The sequence below is a fragment of the Scytonema millei VB511283 genome, from assembly GCF_000817735.3.
Classification (GTDB): Bacteria; Cyanobacteriota; Cyanobacteriia; order Cyanobacteriales; family Chroococcidiopsidaceae; genus Chroococcidiopsis; species Chroococcidiopsis millei_B.
In genome coordinates, this window is the sequence record NZ_JTJC03000001.1 from 356,112 (window position 1) to 372,335 (window position 16,224).

Below are 16,224 nucleotides of genomic sequence, written 5' to 3' on the forward strand. Positions count from 1 at the left end.
GAAGTTGGTGTATTCGATCGATCCAACTTACAATCGAGCATGGAAAATCCTCGCCAACTAGCTTTTATCGCTCTCAAGGCAGTACATCGCGATGCCTATGCAGATGTCGCTTTAGATTGGGTACTCAGTCAATCGAATTTAAATGCTAACGATCGCCGTTTGGTAACAGAATTAGTTTATGGCAGCGTTAGGAGAATGCGATCGCTCGATGCTCTGATCGATCGCTTAGCTAAAAAAAAATCTCACCAACAACCCCCCGACTTACGCACTATTCTCCATCTCGGCTTATACCAGCTATGCTACCTGACTCAAATTCCCTCCTCTGCTGCTGTCAATACGACAGTGGAATTGGCAAAAACTAATGGTTTGGCTGGATTGAAGGGATTTGTCAATGGGATTTTGCGTCAATTGATTCGGGAGATGGAAGGGAGCAGGGAGCAGGGAGCAGGGAGCAGGGGAAGAGAACAGAGGAGCAGAGGAGCAGAGGAGCAGAGGGGCAGAGGAAGTATCTCTAGCCACCAGCCACTAGCCACTAGTCACTCATGTCAACTGTCTTCAAGTAGTGTAGCGCCAGCGTCTACTGTCATCCCATTACCAGAAGATCCAGTTGAAAGACTAGGAATTCTACACAGTTACCCTAATTGGATGATTGAATTGTGGCTGGAACAGTTGGGTTTGGTAGAGACAGAACAACTGTGTGAATGGTTTAATCAATCGCCAGCGATCGATCTACGAGTTAATACTTTACAAACTTCTATCGAAGAAGTAGAGAGGCAGTTACAAGCAACAGGAGTGTCTGTAACGCGGCTTCCCCATCTACCCCAAGCTTTGAGGTTGACTGGCAGTATTGGTGCAATTCAAAACTTGCCTGGATATAGTGCGGGATGGTGGACTGTACAAGATAGTAGCGCTCAACTTGTGAGTCATGTACTCGATCCGCAAGCGGGGGAAGTTGCGATCGATGCTTGTGCTGCACCTGGAGGTAAGACAACTCACATCGCCGAATTAATGCAAGATAAAGGGACAATTTGGGCTTGCGATCGCACGACATCTCGTTTGAATAAACTTAAAACAAATGCCGAACGCTTACAACTGCGATCGATAAAAATTTGTCCTGGGGATAGTCGTTCTCTGCCTCAATTTACGAATATAGCCGATCGCGTGTTGCTTGATGCTCCCTGTTCTGGATTAGGAACTTTGCACCGCCACGCCGATGCTCGTTGGCGACAAACGCCCGCATCAGTACAAGAACTTGCTAACCTACAAAGAGAACTACTCGATCGCACGGCTACCTGGGTGAAACCTGGTGGTATTCTTGTCTACGCCACTTGCACTCTTCATCCTTTAGAAAATGAAAGAGCAGTGGAATGGTTTTTATCAAGCCATCCCCAATGGCAAATCGATCCTCTTCCACCCGATTCTCCTGCAACTCCATTTTCCACCGCCGCAGGCTGGCTGAAGTTATATCCCCATCAGCATCAAATGGATGGCTTTTTTATGGTTCGATTGAAGAAGAGGGAGCAGTGACCAGTTATCAGTTATCAGTCATCAGTTAACTGTCAGTTGTCAACCAATTACCAATTACCAATTACCAAAAATGACTAATAATTCTAATACCAAAACTTTAATGAAAATCTTGATTGGTGCTGCTTGGTTGGACGGTAAAATTCAACCAGCGGAAAGAAAATATCTTCAGCAAGTCGCTCAAGCAAAAAATTTGGCTGACGATCCAGAGATTCGACCTTTACTCAACGAACTCCGAACAGTACAGCCTACAGAATGTTATGAATGGATTCAAGCATATTTGGGCGATCGCCCTAGTGAAACAGCTTATCAAAGTTTGATTGAAGCTATTAGCGGCTTAATTTATAGTGATGGCGATGTTGCCGTAGAAGAGGCTAAATTGCTCAACAAAATAGAGTCTTCTCATTCAGAGGAAATAGAGCATCATTCCATTCACAATTCCACAATTCACGCAATTCAAAAGCTCTACCGCCGTTGGGTAGAGACTCAAAATTAGTCATTGGTCATTTGTTATGAGTGGCTAGTGGCTAGCGAACGGGGGTTAGCAGCTGAATTCTTCATCTGTTCACTTTTCACCAGTCACCAATCGCTGATAACTAATAACTCTGTACAGACGTTACATGTAACGTCTCTACACTGACTTTTGACCTTTGACTTTTGACTTTTGACTTTTATTTTGGTTCGCCAACTCCAGGAGTTTCTTCTTTTTTCACTTCTGGTACTACGCCGGGACGTTCTTTATCTTCCCAACCTACAGGACGCTTGGAATTGTACCAAGCAACTGAACCAATTGTCGCAGCAGCAATAAAACCAACTACATATACTAGAGTTGCAGAGATTGGAAAGTGGGGCTGATTTACTGCCGCATCTGCTGCTGCTTGCATTAATATGTGCATAGTCATATTTCCTCAAATTGCTAATACTACTGTTTAGACCCTATACAAACAGAGTACCATTTCCATCCTCCCCAGGAAAGAAGCTAAGTGACACTTATCAGTTGTCAGTTATCAGTTATCAGTTATCAGCTATCAGTTATCAGCTATCAGTTGTCAGTTATCAGTTATCAGTTATCAGTTGTCAGTTGTCAGTTGTCAGTGAAGAAAGGGAGTAGGAAGCAGCATACAAATGACCAGTGACTCTTGACCAATGACAAATTAACCCAGCAAACAAGCTACCGGAAACAAAATATATTCTAAAAAGAAGAGTTTCCAAATGAATTGATAACAACTCGCGATCGCGCTTTTATCTTGTAAGTTTACTTGACGGCTGCGCCACCATAGCAAAGCTAAGAGTAATAAGTGGGTACTGATGAGAAAAGTTGAGTTAACTGAGGGAAGTCCTAGAATTCCTGCAATTATTATACCTATATAACATGTAGTTATTACCCAAAGTGCTAGGTTAAAAACTTTTTCTTTCCCTAAAGCAATGGTGAAAGTTGTAATGTGATATTGGCGATCGCCTTCTAAATCGGGAATGTCCTTAAAGATTGCGATCGCAAAGGTAAATACTAAAATAAATAAAGTTAGCGTCCAAACCGAGCTAGGAATTCCTGAAAATCCTTGCCATAACCAGTTGAAATGTAGAAATAATCCTAAGTTGACTATTGCTCCTCTAACCGAAAAAATGCATAAAGCTGCCCAAAAAGGAAATCTTTTCAACCGGATTGGTGGTAAGGAATAAGCTGTTCCAATAGCTAAACTGATTGCTACCATGCCAAATAAATACCATCCAGCAACCCCAGCTAATACTAGCGCTAAAAGCCCCGTTATGGCTATTAAAATTTGACCTGTACGCCGGGAAAACTCACCAGATGCTATTGGTAAATGAGGTTTATTAATTTTGTCGATTTCAACATCTTCCAGTTGATTCAAGCCAACAATATAAATATTGCCACACAGACAAGCAACCCACGCCAAAAATAGGGGCTGTAGGGGCGGGTTTAGCCAATGAATTATGCGTTCGATGAGAGAACTATCTACAAAACCCGCCCGTACGGAAGTCGAGAGTTGAATTATGCGTTCGATGAGAGAACTATCTACAAAACCCGCCCGTACGGAAGTCGAGAGTTGAATTATGCGTTCGACAAGAGAGCTATCTGCAAAACCCGCCCGTGTGGGAGTTGGAAGTTGGGAAAGATCGATTTGTGCATCAAAGGCAATTAAATACATTCCTAAGACGCTTAAACTCGTACCGATAATTGTGTGGGGACGCGAGAACTTCCAAAAAGCATAAAGCCACTCAACTAAATTTAATCGCCTGACTTTCGGCGTTCTCTGCGTCTTGACGGTACGTTTCATTACTTAATCCCACACAACAAGCCAAATCGAATTAAACCACGCTGGTAGCCCCGCTGCATCAGCCCCAGAGACAATGCTGCTTGAATTGTTTCCCAGCCAGATAAAATTAAACCTAATATTGCCGTGGGATTAAGAGCGGAATCGATGACTACATCCCAAAATGGCGCTACAGCAGTTGACCAATCTGCGGTACGGATGCCGTTTAAATTAAGATTGCGGGCGATCGCTTCATATTCCGGTAAGGCGATCGTGTAAGGTAAGTGATACACCTCGTAAATCTCGTTTAGATGCTTTTGCTCGTCTGCTGTCAGAATACCTCCTGACTGAGCATCCGTAGGGCGATGACACCAAGTCACCATAATTAGCTTTCCCCCAGGTTGCAGCACGCGGTAGCACTCTTGCATGAACTGAACCTTATCGGGCATATGTTCACCGCTTTCTAATGCCCAAACAAAGTCAAAACTGTTATCCGCAAAAGGCATATTCTGAGCATCTGCAACTAAAAATTCGGTTTTTTGACTCAACCCGATAGCTTGAGCGCGTTGAGCCGCTCGATTTGCTTGAAACGGGCTGAGAGTAATTCCCGTGGCTTGGGCATTGTATTTTTGGGCGAGATATAGCGAACTACCACCTATACCGCAGCCAACATCAAGGATATGCTTTGCTTGCTCGACATCTGCCCATTGCAGCAGTTCTTCAATTAAATCAATTTGTGCCTGTCGCCGCTCTTTTCTCTGTTTTCCATCTGTGCCATAGTAGCCATGATGCATGTGTTCCCCCCACACCTGTTCCCACACACTAGAGGAGGAATCGTAGAATTGCCCAATCCGCTCGTAAAGTGTTGCACTCATCACAACTCAGTATTAACGTAACCCGCAATTAGCCTACCACAAGAGACAAGTCGTAAGTCGTAAGTCGTAAGTCGTAAGTCGTAAGTCAAAATTTACCTCTCTCACCTCTTACCCCTCACCTCTTATCTCTCCCCTCTCACCCCTTACCTCTCACCCCTCACCCCTCCAAATGACTGTTCCTCGAACTATTTCTTTAGGATTTTTAGCGGTAATCGCTGTTGGAACGTTGCTGTTGATGTTGCCTTTTTCTTCTAGTAGCGGTGATTGGACTAACCCAATTGTGGCGCTGTTTACGTCTACTTCTGCTGTTTGTGTTACTGGGTTATCTGTAGTAGATGTGGGGACTTATTTCTCATTTTTTGGACAGGTAATTTTGGTTGCTTTGGTGCAAATTGGTGGTTTGGGTTACATGACAGCTACCACTTTTTTATTAGTTTTAATTGGAGTGAAATTTGGATTGCGCGATAAAGTGGCAATTCAACAAGCGCTCGACCGAACAGGTTTATCTAATAGTGCCGATTTAATCCGTTCGATCATTGGCGTAACTCTAATTTTTGAAATTACGGGAATCTTTCTACTTCTACCAGTTTTTACACCTCAATATGGAATCGATCGCGCCTTGTGGCTAGCTATATTTCATAGTGTCAATGCTTGGAACAATGCGGGTTTCGGTTTATTTAAAGATAGTTTTATAGGCTATCAATCTTCGGTCTTATTAAATTTAGTCGTAACTGGATTAATTATCTTTGGTGGAATCGGATATGGAGTTCTTTTTCAAATTTATATCTATTTGCGCGATCGCATCCAACGCAAGCCAGAAAGAGTCGTGTTTTCTCTAGATTTGAAAGTAGCAATTAGCACGAGTTTAATTTTATTGATTGCTGGTACAGTTGCTTTCTTTTTAATCGAGTCGAGAAATCCCAATACTTTCGGTAATCTTAGTTGGCAAAATAAAATACTAGCTGCTTGGTTTCAGTCTGTGACTCCTAGAACAGCTGGATTTAACACGATTGATATTGGTAAAATGACCAATGCTGGCTTATTTCTGACTATTGCCTTTATGTTTATTGGTGCAAGTCCAGGTGGTACGGGGGGAGGTATCAAAACTACAACTTTGCGCGTGTTAACTAGCTGCACCAAGGCAATTTTACAAGGCAAAGAGGAGGTACTACTTTACGAGCGCCAAATTCCACTCAACCTGATTTTAAAAGCTGTTGGCGTACTAGTTGGTTCCATCGCCACGGTCATACTAGCAACAATTTTGATATCCTTGACTGACCCGAACATAGATTTTATTCAAATCTTGTTTGAAGTCGTGTCTGCTTTTGCTACTGTAGGACTTTCGACCGGAATCACTGCCAATGTCTCTGCTGCGGCTAAGTTAGTCTTAATCGCCACCATGTTTATCGGACGGGTAGGTATTTTGTTACTCATAGGAGCCGTACTAGGAGATCCTCGCCCTACTGCTATCCACTATCCCGAAGAAAATTTACTTGTGGGATAAATCGCTAGAAACAAGTGATATCGGGAGATCTAGGCAAACCTGCTGTTTTTGAGTTGTAAAGGTATATATTTGAGTTGGAACGATTTAGTAACTTTACTTCACATAAGAAGTAAAGCCGATTGAAGCAAAGGTATAAGCGTGTGAATCTGTCGTCTTTAGGTTTTTTTCGCAGTCTCCGCAAAGATAACCACCAGTTTGCAGTCATTGGCTTAGGGCGGTTTGGGCGTGCTGTCTGCTCTACTTTACATCGATTGGGTTATGAGGTACTAGCGACGGACATTGATGAGAAAAACGTCAATCAGGTTATGAGCGAACATATTGCAGCTCACGCTGTACAACTTGATTCTACTGACTCTGTAGCGTTAAAAGAAGCGGGAATTTACGAGTTTGATACGGTCATTGTTGCGATTGGTAACTATATACAAGAAAGTATTATTACGACGCTGAACTTGAAAGAAGGTGGCGTACCGCATATTGTGGCAAAAGCATCTTCAGGGGTTCATTGCAAATTGTTACATCGCGTTGGCGCGGATCACGTTGTCTTTCCTGAGTATGAAGCAGGATGCGAGTTAGCGCGATCGCTCACCAAACCAGCTATTCTCGATCGCTTCGACCTCGATCCAGATAATAGCATCGTTGAAGTTATCGTACCTGACGAATTTCATGGCAAAACAATCGGCGATCTACAAATTCGCAACCGCTATGGTTTAAACTTGCTAGCAGTGAGTCAAGATGGCAAATTTGAAATCAACCCCGATCCTAGAAAACGCTTAGAGAAGGGTTCTGCTATGGTTGTAATTGGTTGTAATAAGGATATTAATCGCTTACCAATTTAACTTGGCTTGCATCTATAGATGTCATAATTTTTTTTCATGCGATCGCTATCTACCTGTCACTTTTTTGTCACATTCACTCATTAGTATGTTTGTAAGTAGACTCTATGTCTGCTCCTCACACCACACTTCAAGGCAACCCTTCCGCACCACAACGGAAGGGTTTTTTATTAGCGAGGATAACGCTGCATCAACTCCCGCACTTGTTCGGCGTGATAGGAACTCCGGGTCAGGGGTGAAGAAACCACTTGCAGGAAACCCAAAGATTCACCATACTCCCGCCAAGCATCAAATTGTTCTGGAGCAATAAAACTATCTATTTTTAAATGCTTTTGGCTGGGTTGAAGATATTGTCCTAGTGTGAGAATATCGCAATTTACAGCCCGTAGATCTTGCATCACCTGGCAAATTTCAGCATCAGTTTCTCCCAGTCCTACCATCAAACCAGATTTAGTGTAGACAGAAGGAGCTAAAGTACGCGCTCGCCTTAACAATTCTAAGGAGCGATCGTAGTCTCCTTGGGGACGTACTCGCCGATACAGTCGGGGAACGGTTTCTGTATTGTGATTTAAGACTTCTGGTTGCGCCTGTAAAATCGTCGCCAAAGCATCCCAATTCGCACATAAATCGGGAATTAAGACCTCAATCGTAGTTTGCGGGGATAGTTCGCGAATAGCTTGAATACAGCCGACAAACTGAGATGCACCCCCATCCGATAAATCGTCTCTATTTACGGAAGTGATCACGACATGATTGAGCCGCAGCCGCCGAACTGCTTCAGCTAGGCGTTGTGGTTCTGTGGGATCTAGGGGTTTAGGTTTTTTTTCAAAATCAATATCGCAGTAGGGACAAGCACGGGTACAAGCTGGACCCATAATCAAAAACGTTGCCGTACCTGCATTAAAACACTCGCCAATATTAGGACATGAGGCTTCTTCGCAGACAGTATTGAGGGCTAAATCTCGCAAAATGTCTTTAACTTTACCGACGCGCTGCCACTGCGGCGCTTTTACCCGTAACCACTCTGGCTTAACAGTCACAATTGGCTCTAACTACTGTAGTTTCTTAGTGTCGATCTTATCAGGCAAAGGAATGGTCGATCGCTGTTAGTTAGCGTTTTTACTTCTTCGCTTGCGCCAGCGGGACGTTGGTTCTAATGGACTGGTTTGTTGTTCTTGGATTCGTCTTTGACAAATTATCTCGGCTGAATCGCACAACTGAGGATCGCGATAGGGTATTGCCGCACGGGTCTGTAAATGCTCTCGTTCTTCCTGGGAAAGTGGGGGTAAGGCAAGATCGTTCCAACTAGCTACAGTACCAGGCGATCGCCTACCTACGGGTGATGTGGAGCCGATTTTCAATCCTGCTGTTTGTAAAGCCGCTCGTACAGATGCAGCACAGGAATAAGTTGCCAAAATTCCACTACTATGCATACATCGAGCTACGTATCCTAAAAACTCTACCGTCCATAGCTGAGGACAGGTAGGTGGGGAAAATGGATCGAGAAAAACCGCATCTGCTTGAAATCCAGATGCTTGTAATGTTTGAATAGACTGTCTAGCATCACCTAGCAATAATTTTGCTTGCAGGCGATCTGTTGTAAGTTGATGAGTTGTGGCTAACTGAGTTAATTGGGGTACGAGTGGCGACCAATCATTGAGAAGATTGTGGGCGATCGCCGCTTGGGGTACTGTTGGATCTAACTCTAAGCCCACGACTTCTACATCACAATTGGGGTTAACGTCCCAAATTGCAGTTAAAGCAGCGGCAGTGTTGTAGCCCAAGCCGTAACATACATCTAGTAATCGTAAAGATTTTTGTTGCCGAGCCTTTTGCCGTAGTTGTGTCGGTTCCACAAACTTAAACTCAGCTTCCTGACGCGCCCCAAATTGACTGTGATACGCTTCGCCAAATTCAGTTGAGAAAAACGTGTAAGAGCCATCGGCTGTGAGTTTAGGGAGCAGGGAGCAGGGAGAGGGCAAGTCGTAAGTCGTAAGTCGTAAGTCGTAAGTGCTATTTTGACTTTTGACTTTTGACTTTTGACTTTTGAATTGCTCTCCTTGTCCCTGCATCATTAAATATCCAACTCTACCAAGTTGAGACGAGAACCGTAGGTTTCGATGAATTCGCGTCGAGGCGCAACGCGATCGCCCATTAATACGGTAAAGATCCGGTCGGCTTCGGCTGCGTCTTCGATCTCGACTCGTTTGAGGGTGCGGGTTTCGTTGTTCATTGTGGTATCCCACAACTGTTGTGGCATCATTTCACCCAAACCCTTGAACCGCTGGATCGTATAGTTGGCATTGGCAGGGAATTCAGCGATTTTTTGTTGCAGTTCGCGATCGCTATAACAGTAGTAGTGATTGCGTCCGCGTTCTAGTTTATATAGTGGCGGACAAGCAATATAGATGAAACCTTGCTCGATCAGTTGCCGCTGATAACGATAGAAGAATGTTAGCAACAAAGTTCTGATGTGCGCTCCATCCACGTCAGCGTCCGTCATAATCACGATTTTGTGATAGCGCAGTTGCGACGCATCAAATTCTTCTCCCTTTACGCCCAAGCCTAAAGCGGTAATCAACGCCTGGATCTCGGTATTTTTGTAGATTTTGGCATCGTCAGTTTTCTCAATATTGAGAATTTTACCGCGTAAAGGCAAGATTGCTTGGTTGCGGCGATCGCGTCCTTGCTTTGCACTCCCGCCGGCTGAATCGCCTTCGACGATGAAGATTTCCGACTCGCCAGGATCTCTAGAACTGCAATCTGCTAGCTTTCCTGGTAGGGGCGAAGATTCTAATACTGATTTGCGTCGGACTAATTCCCGTGCATGGCGTGCGGCTTCAGCAGCTTTAAAAGCTTGAATTGCTTTATCTAGAATCGAGTCAGCAATGCTGGGGCGAAATTCTAGATATTCCGTTAGCACTTCTCCCACTAACGAGTCTACAATCCCCCGCACTTCCGTGTTACCGAGTTTTGTCTTGGTTTGCCCTTCAAACTCTGGATCTGGAACCTTGACAGAAATTACTGCTGTTAATCCTTCACGGACGTGTTCGCCGCTGAGGTTGGGTTCGTTATCCTTGATTTTATTTCGCTTGCGGGCGATCGCATTGAGCGTCCGGGTCAAAACTGTTTTCAGCCCTTCTAAATGCGTCCCGCCGTCCACCGTGCGGATGTTGTTGGCAAAGCCTAACAAGTTATCGGTATAGGCATCCGTACACCACTGCAAAGCGACTTCAACTTGGACGTTGTTGCGTTCCCCTTGCACGAAGATAATTTCTTCATGTAAGGCTTGCTTGTCGTTGTTAATGTAGCTGACGTACTCGCGAATCCCACCCTTGTACTCGTAAGTCTCAACTTTCGGTTCTTGGCTTTTGAGTAGTTCTAAACGGTGGTCGGTAAAAGTAATTTTTACCCCTGCATTTAGATACGCTAGCTCTCGCAGGCGACCAGCTAGCGTGATAAAGTCGAATTCCGTGCCAGTGGTAAAAATTTCTGCGTCAGGTTTGAATCTAACTCCAGTTCCAGTCTTCGCTTCTTTAAAAGACTTGGTTTGCAGTTCTCCCATCGGTACACCCCGTTCGTAGCGTTGGGTATGTACCTTTTTATCCCGCCAAACTGTAACTTCTACCCATTCCGATAGCGCGTTAACGACAGAAATCCCAACTCCGTGCAAACCGCCAGAAACTTTGTAACCGCCACCACCAAATTTACCTCCAGCATGTAATACTGTCATCACGGTTTCCAGTGCCGATTTCCCCGTCTGCGGATGGGTATCGGTGGGAATACCTCGACCGTCATCGACCACTTGTACTGAGCCGTCAGCGTTTAAGTCGATTTCTATGTGAGTACAATATCCTGCTAGAGCCTCATCAATGGAGTTGTCTACCACCTCGTATACTAAATGGTGGAGTCCCCTCGGTCCGGTGGTTCCGATATACATCCCTGGTCGTTTGCGGACGGGTTCCAGACCTTCCAAAACTTGAATTTGCTCGGCGCTGTAGCTGCTCGTCATGCAAGGGAGTCTCCGATAATGAGGTTAAATTAACCAATGATATCTAAAATAAGAAATCGTACCAAAATTCTAACACAATAGGCTTAAAGACGGCTCTAGGGCATTCTAAAGAGCAATTTATCTAGGGGATGTACCAAACTGATATTTCGCATGGATTTGGCTTGATTACCATCTGTGGAGCAACCGCCACGGGTAAATCAGGGTTGGCAATAACTATCGCTCAAAGACTCAATTCTGTCATTATCAGTGCCGATTCGCGTCAAGTTTATCGCGAATTTAATCTTGGCACGGCTAAACCTACGGCAGCTCAACAACAACTCGTACCTCACTATTTAATTGACATTTGCGATCCCACCGAGACTTTTACCGTGGCTGAGTATCAGGAACAAGCACGGGAGTTGATTGAGAATTCGGAATTCGGAATTTGGAATTCGGAATTAAATGCTCCCTCAGCTTCCCTAGCTTCCTCAGCTCCCCCAGCTCTCTTGGTAGGGGGGACTGGGTTGTACATCCGTTCTATCGTGCGGGGAATGAAGATTCCTAGAGTAGCATCACAGCCAGAATTGCGATCGCAACTCCTATCTTTGGGTCAAAAGCAGCTTTACGCCATGCTACAACAAGTCGATCCGCTAGCAGCAACTAAAATTCATCCCAACGATCCCACTCGAACTGTCAGAGCTTTGGAGGTATTTTACGTTACTGGTCGTCCAATCTCGACACAACAGGGAGAAGATCCCCCCCTTTATCCAATTTTACAAATTGGTTTGGACTGTGAATCGAATGCTTTGACTCAGCGAATTTCTCAGCGCACAGAACAAATGGTAGCTGATGGTTTGGTGGCTGAAGTCGAGTCTTTGTGTCAAAAATACCGCATGGATTTACATTTACTCAATACGTTAGGATATCAAGAGTTCAAGCAATATTTAGCTGGCGATCTCTCCTTAGAAGAAGCAAAAAAATTAACTGTATTGCATACGCGACAATTTGCTAAACGACAGCGAACTTGGTTTCGAGCATATCCTCAAATTGAATGGTTTGATGCTGACAGTTCCGACTTAGTAGAACGAGTGTGGCAGCGAATTCAGAATTTCATGGCTCAACTAAATCTGAAAGAAAATGAGAAATTATAGAATGTGAAACTACGCCGTTTTATCATTTTATTCTTAGCGATTGCTAGTATTTTTCTCGTAGGATGGATATGTTCTCCTGCTACTATTGTACCTCCTGGCAATCCCATTAATCCAGTTAATATTTATCTCATTGACTACGGGTTTCATGCTAGATTAATTCTACCCAGCGACCGAGATAACTGTCTGGAATATGCCTATGGTGATTGGAAATATTTCGCTTTAAATCAACAAGATTGGTTGACTGGAGCAGCAGCATTATTTTTACCAACTCAAGGAGCTTTAGGACGCAAGTTAAAAAACTGCGATCGCTTCGATTTATTAGCCACTCAAAAGGATAATTTTTTACTCAGCATTACTGTAGATAAAACAAAAGTCGATCGCTTGCTAAAGGTCTTAAATTCATATTTCGATCGCCCTACTACTATCCAAATAGAAAATTCTTACACGGGAATGACCCTAGTTCCCTACGATCGCACTTATACCGTGCTACACAATAGCAATCATGAATTAGTGCGGTGGTTGGAAAATTTAGGCTGTCGCGTTGAAGGTTTTGTCTTATGGGCAAACTTTAAATCAGTTAACAGTTAACAGTTGTCAGTTGTCAGTTAACAGTTATCAGCGGGTATTCACAAATGACAAATGACAAATTCACATTTGTTGCAAAAAATTAACGAAATAGCTAAATCTGTTGCAGTTTGTAACTAAATTTGTATAGCGAAACACTGTTCCTTTAGACTGATGGGAATTGAAAGTTTTGGATATACATATATGCAGATACAAAATTTAAACTTTTCAGACGCGATCGCTTTTATATCTGCCATTGCCTGTATTGCTGGTCTGCTATTGCTTTCAGGAGCTAATTCAGCAGAGGTAAACGAGCTAGAAGAAGCGGAGCAAAATCTATTGCAGATGAGCTTTACTTACTGGCTGCTTTACTGTATTTGTTTGGGATTACAAAAAATTACCTTACCAGATTGGGAAGTTTTGTTAATGAGTTTAAAACTCACTGCGGCTTTGTCTTACTTTCTTACCTTTGCTTGTATTCTTTGTCTACCCCTACATCGATTTGCCGTGCGACAAGTAGAAGAGTAAATCAGTTATCAGTTGTCAGTTATCAGTTAACCGTCAACCGTCAACCGTTAACCGTTAACCGTCAACTAACAATACTATTTCAAAACATTTGTCACTGCTGTTACTAGTTCATCCTGGCTAAGAGTCGTCAGGATGAATACTTCTTGTACGGTCTTGCCTTGGCGTGCTATGAGTTTAAATCCACCCCGAATCGGCACGGAAACACGTATTTGCATTTTGGGAGAGTGACCTTTTACCCGTCCAATGACTCCAGGGGTAATTGTTTGAATCCCATCAACGCGAGTCAGGCGTTCTAGCACTGGAATTAAACCTGGAATGTGGGTTGAGTGATTCCAGACCAGCCTACCGTTGACATTAGCCATAATAAGGTTAATAAGTTTTAATATTTCATTTTAATATTTAATCATTTATTGTCCTAAGCTGTCTCTAGGGGAGCCATAGTTAAGCCAGCACGTCGGAGTTGCTGATGATAGAGTTCTGCCTGTTCTTGCGGTCCTACCCAAACGATCGCCTGACCTTCGTAGTGAACTTGATTGGTTAATTGCCAAGCGCGATCGCCCGTCATACCAGGTATATACTTCATCAAACACTCAGCTACATGCTGAAACGTGTTGAAATCGTCATCCAACACGATTACCTTGTAATTAGGATATAGCTTACTGACGACTTGAGACGATTTCTCAGGGGCGATCGTCGGTGCTGTCGCCATCCCGTAAACTGTTGTAGAAACTACCCTGTTCATAGCACGACAGACAGAACTTCACAAAAATACATTCTTTCAAGATAACAAGGAATGGTTGGTTGTTGGTAATGGGTAATGGTAAGTCGTAAGTCGAAATTAGCTGATAACTGGTCACTGATAACTGACAACTGATAACTGTTTATCGCCAATCATCCCAATCGAGATTGAAAATCGATGTATCTGGAAAAGCGGTAGGATTGTTATTTTCTTGGAGGCGATATTGCAGTTGTTCGAGTAGGGGTTCTCGTCTGGGTAAGTCGTCTACGAGTTGATAAGGCGCGATCGCTTTTTCTAAGCTAAAAGCAGCAGTGGTTCCGGCAGCTGCACCTACAGACCATTCAAAGGAATGCACCCGATAAGCAGCAGAGGCGATATGACTGGTAGCAATACTTTTTCCAGCTACGAGTAAATTATCGATCTTTTGAGGAATCATTGCCCGTAAGGGAATTTGGAAAGGATAGGCTTCACCCGCACCTTGGCGTTCCCCTTCTCGTTCGGTGTTTCCTGGAAGTTCGGGGGGACTTTTGGTCATGCAGGGATGAAAGTCGATCGCATAGTGACCGATCCCTACTGAGTCGGGAAAGATGGTGGAACGAGTCCGTCGCTCGATCTTTTCTGGTGGCTGAGTACTCGCGATCGCATTGATGGTTTCCAGTCCTGCCAAAGCGATTTTCAAACGGCGATACATTTGGGGGGGTAAAGTCTGACGGTAGTAATCGTCATTGTAGTTGCGGCGAGAAATATCGATTTCCCATACAGTAAAGCCTTCTGGCTGTCCCCAACTCGGTCTACCAATAATCCGCCGTCCTTCCCGCATATAAGGATACTTGGACAAGCCGTGTACCGTTCCCATCGGTGAATCTAGTCCAGATAAGTAGCGATTGTTCGGTTGGGGTTGTTTTACCCCGTCCCCCAGTTGTGAATCGGTTGTACCCGTCACCAACCAGTAAAAGTAACCGATCGCGTGTTCTTCTGCTTTACGCAAGCTTTCTGTTCTCAGTCCCCCTAACCAATTTCCGGGCAACAGTTGACCGCTTGCCTGTAACTGAGCGCGAGTATAGATTAAATTATCCGCAGCAGTACCAGGACGGTAATCGTTGCCCCACGTCCAATTCTGCATTGAAATATCATCTGGTACGGGAGCTTCAAAATTAATCCCTCCGAATGACATGGGTTCGCCGTCTTTCGGACTCCAAATGCGACGGTAGGTAAATACTAAAGGAAAGCTTGCTAAGCGCGGCAGTTCGTAGCTATAGTAAGCAGAATACTGAGAGTAAAATGGGGGTATGTCATGACTTATAGGGTCTTTAGTTGCCTCCATCGCAAAAGTATAAGTAAAGCCTTGAGTGCAGTAGGGATCGTTAGTCCCGCTAGAGGCAGAAGGTTCTAAATAAGAACGGGCATCAATCCCAAGCCGATAGGGGACATCCGCTAAAGCAATTAACTCCCCCGTCTCCGTTGCATCCACCACATACCACTTAGATACTCCCTCACTCCTCACCCCTCGCTCCTCGCTCCTTTCCAAAGGTACAAACCGCAAAATTTCCTTATTCAACCGAGCTGAATTTTCGTAGCGATAGGAGTCTTCAATTGTTTGAGATAGAGGTAGGGTATTGAGAGGTAGCGCGCCAGCAGCAGGACGATGTTGAATTGCGATCGCGCCTTGAATAGTTTGTGCCGATCCAGCGCGATTCAATTCCAGTTCCTTCACCACAGTAGCGGGAAACCATTTCAGCTTGCCATCACCCTTTTTTGCCGCATCCTGCAACATATCGTAAAGAATTTCGTGACCGTCGTGAGGGAGAAAGCAAGAATCGCTCACCCAGCAATCACCAGGGTTTAAATTGCCATTATATTTATCGGCAATGCGTTTTCTTAGTTCTAAATAACCACGGGAGAAAAATAACTGCAACCGTTGGGTTCTGCGTTCGTCCAAGGCAGAAGTTCCTTGAGTCGAAATTTGCCCTCCCATCCAATCGGTAATTTCGGTCATGCAGACAGTCCGTCCTGCTAACAATCCCTCGTATGCAGTGGCGACACCAGCAAGTCCTGCACCTGTAACGAGAATTTCACACTCTACCGTTTGGTTAGGGGTTTTAGGTGGTGCGGAGAGGACGGAAAAAGGGATGAGGGGTGATGTAAAGGAGGCTAAAACAAGACCGATAAAAGCCGCTAAGCGTCTGCGCTGCATAAGTTTGGAGTTGGCTTGCTACCAAAAGCTAACTGGCTTATAGACGTT

At 44.3% G+C, this 16,224-nt stretch carries 16 protein-coding genes; 7 read left to right on the forward strand and 9 right to left on the reverse strand.

The features are described 5' to 3' along the window. The first annotated feature begins 39 nt into the window (after positions 1-39). Both QH73_RS01615 and QH73_RS01620 read left to right on the forward strand, forming a co-directional pair. Positions 40-1,527 (forward strand): 16S rRNA (cytosine(967)-C(5))-methyltransferase, encoded by a 1,488-nt coding sequence (locus QH73_RS01615; RefSeq protein ID WP_039714972.1) that lies wholly within the window; start codon positions 40-42, stop codon positions 1,525-1,527. 70 nt (positions 1,528-1,597) lie between these two features. Continuing rightward, a complete protein-coding gene (locus QH73_RS01620; RefSeq protein ID WP_039714973.1) occupies positions 1,598-2,020 on the forward strand; it encodes a tellurite resistance TerB family protein in 423 nt (140 codons plus the stop codon). Between the two features lie 175 nt (positions 2,021-2,195). Here QH73_RS01620 and psb35 read toward each other — a convergent pair whose 3' ends face one another. From psb35 to QH73_RS01640, 3 genes are all read right to left on the reverse strand, one after another. Next, positions 2,196-2,420: a photosystem II assembly protein Psb35 gene (gene psb35 / locus QH73_RS01625; protein ID WP_039714974.1), complete on the reverse strand. Its 225-nt coding sequence runs from the start codon at positions 2,418-2,420 to the stop codon at positions 2,196-2,198. 258 nt (positions 2,421-2,678) lie between these two features. After that, a complete protein-coding gene (locus QH73_RS01630) occupies positions 2,679-3,821 on the reverse strand; it encodes a homogentisate phytyltransferase (protein ID WP_236146868.1) in 1,143 nt (380 codons plus the stop codon). Continuing rightward, positions 3,821-4,672, reverse strand: coding sequence for a methyltransferase domain-containing protein (locus QH73_RS01640; protein WP_039714976.1), 852 nt, complete (start codon positions 4,670-4,672; stop codon positions 3,821-3,823). The genes QH73_RS01630 and QH73_RS01640 overlap by 1 nt, the downstream gene beginning before the upstream one ends. Before the next feature lie 169 nt (positions 4,673-4,841). Here QH73_RS01640 and QH73_RS01645 point away from each other — a divergent pair, with 169 nt between their 5' ends. Both QH73_RS01645 and QH73_RS01650 read left to right on the forward strand, forming a co-directional pair. Further along, positions 4,842-6,176, forward strand: a complete 1,335-nt coding sequence (locus QH73_RS01645) for a TrkH family potassium uptake protein (RefSeq protein ID WP_039714977.1) — start codon at positions 4,842-4,844, stop codon at positions 6,174-6,176. Positions 6,177-6,316: 140 nt separating this feature from the next. Then, the gene (locus tag QH73_RS01650) at positions 6,317-7,012 is read left to right on the forward strand and encodes a potassium channel family protein (RefSeq protein WP_039714978.1); all 696 of its coding nucleotides are present in this window, start codon (positions 6,317-6,319) and stop codon (positions 7,010-7,012) included. Between the two features lie 167 nt (positions 7,013-7,179). On the opposite strand, the gene lipA is transcribed toward QH73_RS01650, so the two are convergent. The 3 genes from lipA to gyrB form a co-directional block, all read right to left on the reverse strand. Then, positions 7,180-8,049 (reverse strand): lipoyl synthase, encoded by an 870-nt coding sequence (gene lipA, locus QH73_RS01655; protein ID WP_039714979.1) that lies wholly within the window; start codon positions 8,047-8,049, stop codon positions 7,180-7,182. A 66-nt stretch (positions 8,050-8,115) separates the two neighbouring features. Next, entirely contained in the window at positions 8,116-8,991 is an 876-nt protein-coding gene (locus tag QH73_RS01660; RefSeq protein WP_039717310.1) for a tRNA (5-methylaminomethyl-2-thiouridine)(34)-methyltransferase MnmD, read from the reverse strand. Between the two features lie 92 nt (positions 8,992-9,083). Continuing rightward, positions 9,084-11,021 carry a DNA topoisomerase (ATP-hydrolyzing) subunit B gene (gyrB, locus tag QH73_RS01665; RefSeq protein WP_039714980.1) on the reverse strand — a complete coding sequence of 646 codons (1,938 nt, stop codon included), beginning with the start codon at positions 11,019-11,021 and terminating at the stop codon, positions 9,084-9,086. A 128-nt stretch (positions 11,022-11,149) separates the two neighbouring features. On the opposite strand from gyrB, the gene miaA reads away from it, so the two are divergent. The 3 genes from miaA to QH73_RS01680 all read left to right on the forward strand — a co-directional run bounded on the left by miaA (position 11,150) and on the right by QH73_RS01680 (position 13,243). Then, positions 11,150-12,151 carry a tRNA (adenosine(37)-N6)-dimethylallyltransferase MiaA gene (miaA, locus tag QH73_RS01670; protein ID WP_039714981.1) on the forward strand — a complete coding sequence of 334 codons (1,002 nt, stop codon included), beginning with the start codon at positions 11,150-11,152 and terminating at the stop codon, positions 12,149-12,151. Positions 12,152-12,154: 3 nt separating this feature from the next. Then, positions 12,155-12,739, forward strand: coding sequence for a DUF2459 domain-containing protein (locus tag QH73_RS27975; protein WP_039714982.1), 585 nt, complete (start codon positions 12,155-12,157; stop codon positions 12,737-12,739). A gap of 180 nt (positions 12,740-12,919) precedes the next feature. Beyond that, positions 12,920-13,243, forward strand: a complete 324-nt coding sequence (locus QH73_RS01680) for a hypothetical protein (RefSeq protein WP_039717311.1) — start codon at positions 12,920-12,922, stop codon at positions 13,241-13,243. A gap of 74 nt (positions 13,244-13,317) precedes the next feature. Here the strand turns inward: QH73_RS01680 and QH73_RS01685 are convergent, their stop codons facing one another. The 3 genes from QH73_RS01685 to QH73_RS01695 all read right to left on the reverse strand — a co-directional run bounded on the left by QH73_RS01685 (position 13,318) and on the right by QH73_RS01695 (position 16,176). Further along, positions 13,318-13,605 carry a DUF2103 domain-containing protein gene (locus tag QH73_RS01685; protein WP_039714983.1) on the reverse strand — a complete coding sequence of 96 codons (288 nt, stop codon included), beginning with the start codon at positions 13,603-13,605 and terminating at the stop codon, positions 13,318-13,320. Positions 13,606-13,658: 53 nt separating this feature from the next. Beyond that, positions 13,659-13,952, reverse strand: a complete 294-nt coding sequence (gene clpS / locus QH73_RS01690; RefSeq protein ID WP_236146908.1) for an ATP-dependent Clp protease adapter ClpS — start codon at positions 13,950-13,952, stop codon at positions 13,659-13,661. 172 nt (positions 13,953-14,124) lie between these two features. Then, positions 14,125-16,176: an FAD-dependent oxidoreductase gene (locus QH73_RS01695; RefSeq protein WP_039714985.1), complete on the reverse strand. Its 2,052-nt coding sequence runs from the start codon at positions 16,174-16,176 to the stop codon at positions 14,125-14,127. Positions 16,177-16,224 lie beyond the last annotated feature (48 nt).

Coding starts and splice junctions, on each gene's coding strand:
- QH73_RS01695 (WP_039714985.1), bottom strand. CDS start 16,176: ATGCAGCGCAGACGCTTAGCGGCTTTTATCGGTCTTGTTTTAGCCTCC.
- QH73_RS01630 (WP_236146868.1), bottom strand. CDS start 3,821: ATGAAACGTACCGTCAAGACGCAGAGAACGCCGAAAGTCAGGCGATTA.
- miaA (WP_039714981.1), top strand. CDS start 11,150: ATGTACCAAACTGATATTTCGCATGGATTTGGCTTGATTACCATCTGT.
- QH73_RS01615 (WP_039714972.1), top strand. CDS start 40: ATGGAAAATCCTCGCCAACTAGCTTTTATCGCTCTCAAGGCAGTACAT.
- QH73_RS01640 (WP_039714976.1), bottom strand. CDS start 4,672: ATGAGTGCAACACTTTACGAGCGGATTGGGCAATTCTACGATTCCTCC.
- QH73_RS01680 (WP_039717311.1), top strand. CDS start 12,920: ATGCAGATACAAAATTTAAACTTTTCAGACGCGATCGCTTTTATATCT.
- QH73_RS01685 (WP_039714983.1), bottom strand. CDS start 13,605: ATGGCTAATGTCAACGGTAGGCTGGTCTGGAATCACTCAACCCACATT.
- clpS (WP_236146908.1), bottom strand. CDS start 13,952: ATGGCGACAGCACCGACGATCGCCCCTGAGAAATCGTCTCAAGTCGTC.
- QH73_RS01620 (WP_039714973.1), top strand. CDS start 1,598: ATGACTAATAATTCTAATACCAAAACTTTAATGAAAATCTTGATTGGT.
- gyrB (WP_039714980.1), bottom strand. CDS start 11,021: ATGACGAGCAGCTACAGCGCCGAGCAAATTCAAGTTTTGGAAGGTCTG.
- psb35 (WP_039714974.1), bottom strand. CDS start 2,420: ATGCACATATTAATGCAAGCAGCAGCAGATGCGGCAGTAAATCAGCCC.
- QH73_RS01645 (WP_039714977.1), top strand. CDS start 4,842: ATGACTGTTCCTCGAACTATTTCTTTAGGATTTTTAGCGGTAATCGCT.